Source organism: Ferruginibacter sp., assembly GCF_014377975.1.
Taxonomy (GTDB): Bacteria; Bacteroidota; Bacteroidia; order Chitinophagales; family Chitinophagaceae; genus Ferruginibacter.
Window position 1 is genome coordinate 1 of sequence record NZ_JACMOO010000373.1, and the last position, 11,056, is coordinate 11,056.

General features: G+C 39.9%; 11 protein-coding genes. 4 read left to right on the forward strand and 7 right to left on the reverse strand.

Annotated features, from left to right (window positions below; translation table 11 throughout):
* Both H7254_RS18305 and H7254_RS18310 read right to left on the reverse strand, forming a co-directional pair.
* Window positions 1–317: hypothetical protein (locus H7254_RS18305; protein ID WP_301934344.1), on the reverse strand; the 317-nt coding region annotated here is incomplete at its 3' end.
* A 28-nt stretch (window positions 318–345) separates the two neighbouring features.
* A complete protein-coding gene (locus H7254_RS18310; RefSeq protein ID WP_301934345.1) occupies window positions 346–861 on the reverse strand; it encodes a patatin-like phospholipase family protein in 516 nt (171 codons plus the stop codon).
* Window positions 862–1,246: 385 nt separating this feature from the next.
* Here H7254_RS18310 and H7254_RS18315 point away from each other — a divergent pair, with 385 nt between their 5' ends.
* A complete protein-coding gene (locus tag H7254_RS18315; protein ID WP_301934346.1) occupies window positions 1,247–1,696 on the forward strand; it encodes an Hsp20/alpha crystallin family protein in 450 nt (149 codons plus the stop codon).
* Window positions 1,697–1,737: 41 nt separating this feature from the next.
* On the opposite strand, the gene H7254_RS18320 is transcribed toward H7254_RS18315, so the two are convergent.
* A complete protein-coding gene (locus tag H7254_RS18320) occupies window positions 1,738–2,763 on the reverse strand; it encodes an LLM class flavin-dependent oxidoreductase (RefSeq protein WP_301934347.1) in 1,026 nt (341 codons plus the stop codon).
* Window positions 2,764–3,009: 246 nt separating this feature from the next.
* A complete protein-coding gene (locus H7254_RS18325; protein WP_301934348.1) occupies window positions 3,010–3,825 on the reverse strand; it encodes an alpha/beta fold hydrolase in 816 nt (271 codons plus the stop codon).
* A gap of 274 nt (window positions 3,826–4,099) precedes the next feature.
* On the opposite strand from H7254_RS18325, the gene H7254_RS18330 reads away from it, so the two are divergent.
* Entirely contained in the window at window positions 4,100–4,990 is an 891-nt protein-coding gene (locus tag H7254_RS18330; RefSeq protein ID WP_301934349.1) for a DUF5602 domain-containing protein, read from the forward strand.
* Window positions 4,991–5,235: 245 nt separating this feature from the next.
* Here H7254_RS18330 and H7254_RS18335 read toward each other — a convergent pair whose 3' ends face one another.
* A complete protein-coding gene (locus tag H7254_RS18335) occupies window positions 5,236–5,946 on the reverse strand; it encodes a hypothetical protein (RefSeq protein ID WP_301934350.1) in 711 nt (236 codons plus the stop codon).
* A 611-nt stretch (window positions 5,947–6,557) separates the two neighbouring features.
* Between H7254_RS18335 and H7254_RS18340 the strand changes: the two genes are divergently transcribed.
* Window positions 6,558–7,406, forward strand: coding sequence for an NAD(P)-dependent oxidoreductase (locus H7254_RS18340; RefSeq protein ID WP_301934351.1), 849 nt, complete (start codon window positions 6,558–6,560; stop codon window positions 7,404–7,406).
* A gap of 109 nt (window positions 7,407–7,515) precedes the next feature.
* On the opposite strand, the gene H7254_RS18345 is transcribed toward H7254_RS18340, so the two are convergent.
* Both H7254_RS18345 and H7254_RS18350 read right to left on the reverse strand, forming a co-directional pair.
* On the reverse strand, window positions 7,516–8,682 hold the full coding sequence (locus tag H7254_RS18345; RefSeq protein ID WP_301934352.1) for a glycoside hydrolase family 43 protein: 1,167 nt from the start codon (window positions 8,680–8,682) through the stop codon (window positions 7,516–7,518).
* Between the two features lie 119 nt (window positions 8,683–8,801).
* Window positions 8,802–9,068 (reverse strand): hypothetical protein, encoded by a 267-nt coding sequence (locus tag H7254_RS18350; RefSeq protein ID WP_301934353.1) that lies wholly within the window; start codon window positions 9,066–9,068, stop codon window positions 8,802–8,804.
* Between the two features lie 158 nt (window positions 9,069–9,226).
* Between H7254_RS18350 and H7254_RS18355 the strand changes: the two genes are divergently transcribed.
* Window positions 9,227–10,432 (forward strand): MFS transporter, encoded by a 1,206-nt coding sequence (locus H7254_RS18355; RefSeq protein WP_301934354.1) that lies wholly within the window; start codon window positions 9,227–9,229, stop codon window positions 10,430–10,432.
* The last annotated feature ends 624 nt before the right edge of the window (window positions 10,433–11,056 follow it).

Sequence of the window (11,056 nt, forward strand, 5' to 3'; positions counted from 1 at the left end):
TCTTTTCCAATGCTATAGCCATACTCCCACCATTCCCGCATTTGGTTCGGATCAAATATCAGGAAGTTGGTTGTGAGTTCTTTTTTGGGATAATAAAAATTGAGTTTGATTTTTTTGTTCAGGCCTTCAAGGCGGCCAATAATTAAGTCGTCCGTAACAATCTGGTTGAGCATAAACGAAAAAACCCTGGAGGTAAGATCTAACGCATTTCTTACAGACAATTTATTAACTGGATTTTCATTACTCTTTAAAACAATAATATCAAGATCCGTAGGTCCTTTTTGAATGGCCTGGTAAACAGGCACAATATTTCCCATGCCGCCATCCGCATATTCAAATCCGTTTTTATTTACCAGGCTTATAAAAGGAACTAACGAAGCTGATGCCCATATCCATTCGCAAAGTCAACGTAAGTAAAATCTTTTGCTTCTTTATACTCAACCCCATGGTATTTAAATTAGATACCGTAATACTTACGTCATTCTTTTTTATACGGTCAAAATCAGATTCAGTGATGGTTTCAAAAATAAGTCCCCGCAGGTTTTCACTTTCTCCAAATGTTTTTTTTCCTTCCATAAACATTTTTAAAATACCGAGGTGATTAATTTTTGTTTTGTATACTCCTCTCCTTTTTTTTAACAGAAATGGACAGTTATTGAAGATGTCTTTTTGAGTAACGGTTGTAAATACCTTCTTTAGTTTTTCAATTTCTCCGATGGAAAGTAATGGCACTAATAAGCTTCCCGTTGAACTTCCAATAAATATTTTATAGTCCTGCTTACATACTGTTATCAGGTATTCGGCAAGGCCACCCGCAAATGCACCTTTACTGCCTCCCCCCGAAATTACAAGCGCCTTCATAGATAATTTTTTATAGAAAATGAATGAATTTTGTGCTGAATATATTTTGTATTACGGCTGGTTTTATGTTCGTTGGTTTATGCAAAATTAATGATATAATTGAGCCAAACGGAGGTTACAATCAGTATGATCAATGACTCTCAGCATTTACCCGTTTTTATAAAACAAATAGATTTTATATCACTTGCTTCTTTAAGAATTTAAATTAAATTGACTGTTACTGTAAAAAATTGTATATGATAAAATATAAAATTACAAAGAGATATTATTAATAATATGACCTTTGTTTATATGATATTTATCATTGATTTTAAGACTGTATCCGCTTATCTTTAGGCACGGTATTGGTGACGTCAGAATATACATTCATTTTAAATTAAGTCGCATGAAAAATTCAATCTCAACCCAACCTTGTCATTCAATTTATCCCGGTCAGTTTGTACCCTTACACAATGAAGTTGAAATAAAGGAGGAACTTAAAAGATCATTTGCCGAAAGTTCTGTAACGCAACCACCTGTTAATTTAACCGAATCCGAGCATTCAGTTAAAGTGGAAATTGCTTTGCCTGGGGTAACCAGAGAAGAACTGTTAATTTATACTGATAAAAATATTTTGTCTGTTTGTGTAGCACATCACCCAGCTGCAATACCGGAACAGGGTACATTTAAATTACACGAATTTACTAACAATTATTTTTACCGGCATATTGCCTTGCCAGCCAATGTAGATGCAGAATTTATCAGCGCAGAATACAAATCGGGCATATTAAGTTTACATGTACCTAAAACAAAGGAACCTGTAAAACAACAGCACACCAGGATTGCTGTTTACTAATGCGGTTGGGTAATGCTTTTTTTTGCAAGAAGGCAAAGAAATCATCCATTCACCAACGACGCTATCCTTGTTCCAATCAACTCAATAGCCTTCAGCAGTTTTATATGTGATAACCCTGCATTATCCATCTGAAAAGTAACTCTCGAAATACCTCCCAAAGCATCACTGTGCCGTAAAATTTTTGCTGCTACTTCTTCAGTACTGCCCACAAGTAAAGCGCCCAACGGGCCTGCCTGGGCAGCAAATTGTGTACGGGTAACCGGAGGCCAGCCACGCTCCTTTCCAATGCGGGTAAAGGTTTTAGCATAGCCGGGAAAATAATCTTCCATTGCTTCGGCAGTGGTATTTGCCACATAGCCCAGGGAATGTAAGCCTACTTTTAATTGTTCCGGCGAATGCCCTGCCTTTTTCCCTGCAGCTTTATAAAGATCAACCAGAGGACGAAAACGATGTGTTTCTCCACCAATAATAGCCACCATCAGCGGCAACCCAAGTGTTCCCGCACGGACAAACGATTCCGGCGTTCCTCCCACCCCAATCCAGATGGGTAAGGGGTTTTGCAAAGGCCTTGGGTAAATAGCCTGGTTGTTTAATGCAGAACGAAATTTACCCGACCAGTTTACTATTTCGTTTGCACGTATGTTTAAAAGTAAATTCAGTTTCTCAGTAAATAACTCATCGTAATCCTGCAGCTTCAATCCAAATAAGGGAAAGGCTTCGGTAAAGGAGCCACGACCCACCACCATTTCAATACGGCCGCGGGAAATTAAATCAAGCGTTGCAAAATTTTGAAATACCCGAACCGGATCGGCTGCACTTAGCACCGTAACCGCACTCGTAAGCCGGATACGCTTTGTTTGTGCAGCGGCCGCAGCAAGAATAATGGTGGGTGCAGAATCCAGGAATTCTTTGCGGTGATGCTCTCCTATTCCAAATACATCCAGGCCTACCTGATCGGCATAAGTAATTCTTTCCAGCAATTCTTCAACAGCCTGTACACTATCCGATGCTGAACTTTTATCATCACGCAAAGTGGCAGCTGCAAAACTATCAATACCTATTTCCATTAAACTATTTTTTATAGTAGAAATAATTGTGTACACCTTTAAAGATCAGTTGAAGAATGTTGCAAGTCTGTTAGCTTAGCCCCCGGTAACCGGTTTACGGCGCTGCTTTATTACAAAATCCTTTTGTGAAATACCCGTTCGTTGAATCCCTTGTTTTCAAGTGGTAATTCTGTAATTTATTGTTGATAATATTCAATAATAACTCCATCCTTTACCTTCAAATTAAAAGAAATTTTAGCATTATGCTCAACGATTTTTATAAGGATTGATAAAAAATTCATTCACTTTTTTATTAAATTCATCAGTATGTTCATTCAGGGTGGCATGTCCGGAATTTGGTAAAATCCATAAATATGCCTGCGGAATATTTTGATAAATTTTTACGGTGTGTTCCAGTGTTATTACATCGTGATCGCCACTGATAATTAAGGAAGGGCATTTAATTTTTTGCAAAGCTGATAAAGAAATATTCGGCTGCAGCCAGTCCAGCATAAATATTTTCCAGTCGTTTTTTTCTTTAGCTGTAGTAAATATTTTTGAGTGAAAAGAATCATAGTGTTGCTTTTCATCTTTCCATAAAGACGGAATAATCGCGGTAGAATCCGGCCAGAGGTTGGCCCCGGTGGAGGCAAGTTTAATTACTTTACCGGGATGCCGCATTGCCAGTGCCAGTGCAATAATACCACCATCACTCCATCCGATAACGTAGGCGTCTTTAATATGCATTTCATCAAGCAACGCAGCTTCATCGTCTGCCATCATTTCAAAACTCAATGAATCATTTGTATCTATTGATTTACCGTGGGCCCGGCTGTCGGTTACTATCACTTTATATTGCCGGGAAAAGTAAGGGATAATACTTGCCATCGAACTGATACTTCCGCCGTTACCATGTATCAGTAATAAAGGTTTACCGCTGCCATATTCTTCTGTATACATTTTTATACCTCTTAAAGAATAATATTTTCCGGCAACTTTATTGTTGCCATAATTGATGTTAGCGTGGCTGTATAAAAAGTTTGAAAAGGCGATACAGAATAAAATAAGATGCCATTTTTGCATAGGACAATTTTATTATAAAATGAGGAGAGTTGATTTAATGTTTGTGGTAAAGATATCGTTATCCTGCACTTTTTAAACAATATCAATAATTCAGGGTTTGTGACAGACTTTGAGATAACCTCCAGCCCAAAAAACAAGTTTTAAAAATCACAAACAGTAAATAAAATTTACCTGTTCAATAAGTATAATTTATGTACTTTTATTTTCCAGTCTTACCAATCTCCACACTTCAACGTTTTTGCAAAGTCTTTTTTTAATTTCTAAAACAAAATGTATGAAACGATTATTTCTCTCTGCCATTGCGGTTTTCCTGGTAACCACCATTTTCAATTCGTGTAGCAAAAGCAACATGGAAACCAGCTCTTTGCCAAACGATAATTTTGCTTTAAGCGATACCGCTAAAGTTATTATGCCAGACCCTGGAATTGAGGCTTTAGCACAAAACGATGCCCGGAATGAGTGTGGCGAAAAGTATAACACATTTTATGGCCCCACGATACACATGGGCAACGGGCATGTAAGGTCATGGATAAATATTTCTCACGATAATAAAGCGCTTGCTATTGGATATGAGATAACAAACAACGCTTTAGAAGGTCTTCCTGCAGACCCCACAGCCTTTGCTGCCAGCACGTTTGTTTTACCACTACATCAAAAAGCCAGGGCCCTAACGCCGTTTGATCATCTTGTAATAAACTGGAATGTGCATGGTCATGAGCCGGCACACGTTTTTGACATTCCGCACTTTGATTTTCATTTTTATAAAATATCGGAGGCGGAGCAGATGGCCATTCCCCCTTATCCACTGGCTCCGGCCATGTTTGACAATAATCCTCCGGAAGGTTATATGCCACCGTTGTATTTTCATATTCCGGAAGGCGTACCGCAAATGGGGGCACATTGGGCAAACCAGCTTTCGCCAGAACTTAACGGCGGCGTGTTTACGCACACATTTATTTATGGAAGCTATGATGGCAAAGTAACTTTTGAAGAGCCAATGATTACTTTGGCAATACTTCAAAGTGGCAATACCATACACCAGGATTTCAGGCAGCCGCTTTATTTTTCACCAGTCAATAAATATTATCCTACCCGTTATAATATCTGGAAAGACGATGACAATCACCGGCACTATGTAAGTCTGGATATGATGATATGGAGATAAAAAATCCAGGTCAGTGTACACATCAGCTACATTGAATAAAAAGGCTGTATCGTGCTAATGATACAGCTTCTTTATTTATAATGCTATACCGGATTTACAAATTTTTTAATAGAAGAGTTATGTCTGACAGGGGTTACAGAAAGCTTGCGCATTCAGGGATATCTGACAATGTTGATTACAACGCATCATTAAAAAAAGCCGCAATAAAACTACTGCGACTTCTCAATAGTAGTTTTTAACTTTTATCAGTCCACTGCACAATAAGCGCAGCCATGTTCATGTGCACGTCCTATTGCCCATACTCCGGAAGGAACCGGTTGTATTCCAGGCAACAGCCCCTGTAGCCATTCCTGTTTGACATCTGCAGCTTTTAATCCCATCTTCTCTGCGGTAACTGCAGAGTTCACTGATATAGCTGCATCGCATACACAGAACATTACACCACTTGCCTGCAATTCATCTATACCAATAGCCACATCTCCAAAGCCCGGAATCTTATAAGCACCTTTTGCTGGTTTGTAAAATGGATTTCTAACAGCAGGTGCGTTTGTTGCAGGATCATCGGCTTTAAACATCTCGCCAAATTTATATTTAGCCCATAGTTTATCTTCAAATGCATAGGGAATAGCATTGTGCCGCAGTATCACTACCACACCACAATCGTTGGCTTTAGATCCGGTGCTTTCATTGGTCAATAAAAAAACTCGGGGCCATGCAAAAGGAAATATTTCTTTAGGATGGGTGGCATCAAATACAATGCGATGCTTGCCTTTTATTTTAGCAAACCACAGGTCTGGATCTTCTACAGTTGAACTTTTTAAATTATTATTGGCCGCTCCCGCTTTTAGTGGTAAGGGAAATGCCAGTGATGCCACGCCAAGGACTGCGGCACCAGAAGCCAACACTCCGATAAATGCCCGCCGGGGTGTAGGGTAGTTTAAAATATTGATTTCCATTGTTTATAAGTTTGGTTAACTAATTGATTTCCTTTGTGAAAATTACAAATAAGATTTACCAGTTACAAGCAATGCATCGTAATAATTTTTAGTCAACTGACTTATAAAAAAAATCCCAAAGCGGCCAATTCTCCAAATTGTCGAAGGATAATTAAAAAAACATGATTTTTATCTTCCCAAAATATTGCCTCATCATTTAACTGCAGTAAGGAATTGGGCAGAGCGGGGTAAAAAATGATTACGTAAAATACGAATCCATTTAAATTTTATTGGATGAGGCATTTGCTTCGCAAAGTCTTTGCGCTAACGTTTATTACGCTACTTTCTTTTTTTTCTGATAAAAAGAAACAAAAAAAATTAAGGTAACGGATAAAAGGTTGAAAATTTCCATCACTTTTTGTTCAAGGCCTTAGCCAGAAGGCCCGCGAAGAATGTGTCTGATTTTATTTAATTATAGAGAATTTTTAAAAACAGCGTTTATAAAAATTGTAACCCTTGTGTTTTGTGTACATGAACCACAGCTCGGGAATCTAATTAATAAAAACGTGGCCGGATGAAAAAACAAGCGCTGGCGAAAGCTGTTTCGTTAACTTTACAAAAATATTTTTAATATGAAAGCATTTTTAGGCATGGGACTATTGGGTTCCAATTTCGTTAAAGCAATGTTGCAGAAAGGCGAAACCGTGCAGGTTTGGAACCGCACCGCAACCAAAGCAAAAGCATTGGAACAATATGGCGCAAAAGCCTTCGACAATAGTGTTGAAGCAGTACAGGATGCAGATAGTATTCATGTTACGCTTAAAGATGATGCAACGGTGGATGAAGTGCTGGCCGCTGCCAGTAAAGGGTTTCAGCCCGGTGCCATTATCATAGATCATACGACCACTTCTGTAAAAGGAGCTATACAAAGAACCCGGTATTGGAAAAGCAAAGGCTTTACTTACCTGCATGCACCTGTTTTTATGGGGCCGCAAAATGCCCTGGAAAGTACCGGATTTATGCTTGTTTCGGGCGATCAGGCTGTAATTGAAAAGCACTCACCAGCACTGGCAACTATGACGGGTAAGCTCATCAATTTTGGTGAGCAGGAAGGTAAAGCTTCAGCGCTCAAACTTTCCGGAAATCTTTTCTTACTAAGCCTGACTGCCGGCCTTGCCGATGCGCTGGCGCTGGCTAAAGTGCATGGCATCGCTCCATCTGATCTGCTTACGTTGTTCAATACCTGGAACCCTGGCGCGGCGGTTCCTGCACGATTAAAGAAGATAACGGAAGCAACGTTCAACGAACCCTCCTGGGAATTGAATATGGCACGCAAAGATGCAGGACTAATGATGGATGCAGCAACCGAGGCATCGACAACCCTTACCGTTGTACCTGGTATTGCAAAGGTAATGGATCAATGGATAGCCAAGGGCCATGGTAGAGATGACTGGAGTGTTATTGCTAAGGATAGTCTTTAGGTAAAAGCAAATTATATTTTCCTGAGGCATGACTTTAGTAAAGGGTTTTCAGCCAAATATCGGCTTCGCTTATTAAACCATAATATTTTGGTTAATTCCTTGCAGAATGTCATTTATTGCTGGAAGTTGCTGTTACGCCAGAAGGAAGTTTTTGGGTGGTGGTGGTTGGTCCCGCAATGGTTATTATGCCATCCTTCACCTTCATACGGTCAATAAAAACAACCCTTTCATCACCGGTAGCAGCAGTTCTTCCGTGATACACACAAAACATTTCTTTACCATCGGGTGAGTAGGCAATGCTATTGTGCCCCGTGCCGGAAACCACGCCACCCTTATCCGTATTTTTTTGCAGCACCGGGTTATTGGCTGCTTTTTTATAAGGTCCCAAAGGAGCAGTAGCCGTGGCATAACCGATGGCATAATACTGACCGCCAAAATAATTGGCAGAATACATCATGTAATAGATGCCGTCTTTTTTAAATGTTACCGAGCCTTCCGTCCAGCGGCGATTTACTTCGTGCTCAGTAACAGACCTGCTTTCCCATTCTGATTGCTTGTCGCTCAGACTTACGGGAGGCCGCAGCATTAATTTCGGCTGGCCAATTACGCCTAGAAAATCTGGTTTAAGTTCAACGCCATATACCCAACTTTCTTCAATTTCGTTGTACCATCCTTTTTTTCTGGCCAATGCAGCCACTTCGCTTTCTACAGGATGTTTGTAAGCCACCCGGGAGTAGTACAAATAGCATTTACCATTGGTGTCAAAAAAAACGTCGGCATCAATAGTGGGATATCCGGGATCAAAAACCGGGCGGGTATTCAAATCAATAAAAGGCCCTGTTGGTTGATCTGCCACAGCCACACCAATACGAAAATTTTCTTCTTCATGGCCTGGATTTACCTTCCATTGTGCGCTATAAAAAAGGTAGAATTTTCCTTTTACCTCGTACACTTCCGGCGCCCAGTATGCACCCTCCCATTTAGCAGTAGTATCGCTCCAGCCATTTTTATTGTTGCTAAAAAATACCTGGCCTTCCTGCTTCCAGTGTACCAGGTCTTTTGAAGAACAAGCCGCAAACCCATGATTCGCTCCGCCGCCAGTGCCATACATATAGTACATACCCGCGGTGTGCAACACGTAAGGATCACCGAATTGCACCTTCAATGGATTAACAAAAGTGGATGAGTCTGTAACCATTTCAATTGCAGTTTGTGACTTCGTAGGCGCCAAAAACAAGACCGTCAAAAAGGAAGAAAGAAGTAGTAGTTTTTTCATATTGTTATTTTTCAGGCGTTTCTGTTTGATTATTTCAGCCGTGAATTTCTCAGCCTTGGTTCGTGTCTTCACGAAATACCTCAGCCGTGGTTCGTGTCCTCACGACCCACTCTACAATGTTAACACTCTTCCCGAACATCTTTTAAAAAATTAAAATTTTTTTCTTTCAGTTCATAAAAACGGGCAGAAGAATAGTAATACACCCACGGATTGCTGGCAAGGTTGCAGTGAATAACCAACGGATTGAAATGAATGTAGTTTAGTTTTTGATGCATCACATGCCTGCTGTAAAGATTTACAGCCAATGAATCTCTTTGCCAAAATTCATACTTTCTATTGTGGGCATCGATTGCATATTTTAATAATTCAGCAGCATTGCAGCCCATATTCTAAATGGATACTTTTGTTTGTGGGGGTTATGACGGATAAATAAAATCCACTGTTGAAACTTATTTTTTCCGTTTTACGCAAACTCAAATCTTCATTTGCTACTGTTTGCAAATATTGCAGTATTACCTTCGCAAATTATTTTTACAAAGCAGGTATGTCAAGAGGAATTTCTTTAGCAACAAACAGCAATCGGGGCATGGCCAATTTTCTTGCCATGGCTTTATTGCCTTTGTCTGGCTTTGCAACAGATATTTACCTGCCGTCGCTACCCAACATGGCAGGAACACTACATGTTAGCAATATACAAGTGCAGTTAACGCTTACACTTTTTTTAGTAAGCTACGGTATTACACAATTATTTATCGGCAGTGTGCTGGATAGTTTTGGCAGATATCGTATCAGTATGCTTTGCCTGGTGGTCTTTGCCGCATCCTGTATAGTAATTGCCAACACAAGCAACATCTATATTATTTACGCCATGCGCATTTTGCACGGCATCACCGTAGGAACTGTAGTTGTTGGCAAGCGGGCATATTTTATCGACCTGTTTACCGGTGATAAATTAAAACATTATTTAAGTCTCTTTTCCATTATCTGGAGTACCGGACCCATCGTTGCACCATTTATTGGCGGTTACCTGGAACAATCATTTGGCTGGCAATCCAATTTTTATTTTTTAGCGGGCTTTGCTGTTTTGCTGTTGGTGCCGGAGTTTATATACAGTGCTGAAACGCTGCCGCATTTTTATCCTTTTAAAATGAGGAGCATTGCAAGAGTATATTTGACAATGGTAAAAACGTCCGACTTTACTCTCGGTCTAGTAATGTGTGGCCTGGCTTATTGTATGGTAATCATGTTCAACATGACGGGGCCATTTATTATAGAACATACGCTGAAACTCTCTCCTATTGTAGCCGGTTACAGTTCTTTATTTCTGGGCATTGCGTGGATGCTTGGTGGCTTTTTTGGCAAGGCCACTATTACCCGTCCTTTCTTTAAAAGAATGGTGGTAAATATTACATTGCAGGTATTGTTTGTAATTACCATGCTCATCAGCAGCTGGTATATTAGCAACCTGTACACGCTTTTGTCATTTGCATTTATTATTCAGTTGGCGGCAGGTTATACTTTTAATAATTTTTTCACTTACTGCCTGGCCCGTTTCCCAAAAAATGGTGGTATTGCCAGTGGCCTCTCTGGCGGCATGAGTTATATTGTTATTTCCGTTTGCAGCTCCGGTATCATTTTCTTTATACATGCAAAAGATGAGTTTAACCTAGGGCTCAGCTATGGTATTTTAATTGCCCTATCTGTAATGGTAATGTTGGCATTAGGTATGGGAAAGAAAAAGTTTGGTTGAGGAAAGATGCTTATGGTAAATTCCGTTTCAGTCTCACTCCTCTACCTTAAATAATTTATTTAGCAGGGCATTCATATCGTGCAGGTTCAACAATTTTTCTTCTGATTTCCTCCGCCGTGGTTAGTGTCGAACGAACCATTCTCAGCGATGGATTGTGTCCCCTCAGCCGTGGTCCGTGTCCTCACGAACTCAGCCATGGTTCGTGTCCTCACGAACCACTCCAAAATGTTAGAACTCTTCCCGTACATCTTTTAAAAAATCAAAGTGCTTTTCATTCATTTCATAAAAACTGGCAGAAGAATAATAAGATTCCCACTCAGCCGTGGTTCGTGTCCTCACGAACCACTCCGCAATGTTAGAACTCTTCCCGTACATCTTTTAAAAAATCAAAGTGCTTTTCATTCATTTCATAAAAACTCAGCCTCAGCCGTGGTTCGTGTCCTCACGAACCACTCCGCAATGTTAGAACTCTTGCCGTACATCTTTTTAAAAATTAAGGTACTTTTCATTCATTTCATAAAAACTCAGCCTCAACCGTGGTTCGTGTCCTCACGAACCACTCCGCAATGTTAGAACTCTTGCCGTACATCTTTTAAAAAATTAAAGTACTTTTCATTCATTTCA

Coding starts and splice junctions, on each gene's coding strand:
- H7254_RS18355 (WP_301934354.1), top strand. CDS start 9,227: ATGTCAAGAGGAATTTCTTTAGCAACAAACAGCAATCGGGGCATGGCC.
- H7254_RS18330 (WP_301934349.1), top strand. CDS start 4,100: ATGAAACGATTATTTCTCTCTGCCATTGCGGTTTTCCTGGTAACCACC.
- H7254_RS18340 (WP_301934351.1), top strand. CDS start 6,558: ATGAAAGCATTTTTAGGCATGGGACTATTGGGTTCCAATTTCGTTAAA.
- H7254_RS18315 (WP_301934346.1), top strand. CDS start 1,247: ATGAAAAATTCAATCTCAACCCAACCTTGTCATTCAATTTATCCCGGT.
- H7254_RS18345 (WP_301934352.1), bottom strand. CDS start 8,682: ATGAAAAAACTACTACTTCTTTCTTCCTTTTTGACGGTCTTGTTTTTG.
- H7254_RS18320 (WP_301934347.1), bottom strand. CDS start 2,763: ATGGAAATAGGTATTGATAGTTTTGCAGCTGCCACTTTGCGTGATGAT.
- H7254_RS18310 (WP_301934345.1), bottom strand. CDS start 861: ATGAAGGCGCTTGTAATTTCGGGGGGAGGCAGTAAAGGTGCATTTGCG.
- H7254_RS18350 (WP_301934353.1), bottom strand. CDS start 9,068: ATGGGCTGCAATGCTGCTGAATTATTAAAATATGCAATCGATGCCCAC.
- H7254_RS18335 (WP_301934350.1), bottom strand. CDS start 5,946: ATGGAAATCAATATTTTAAACTACCCTACACCCCGGCGGGCATTTATC.
- H7254_RS18325 (WP_301934348.1), bottom strand. CDS start 3,825: ATGCAAAAATGGCATCTTATTTTATTCTGTATCGCCTTTTCAAACTTT.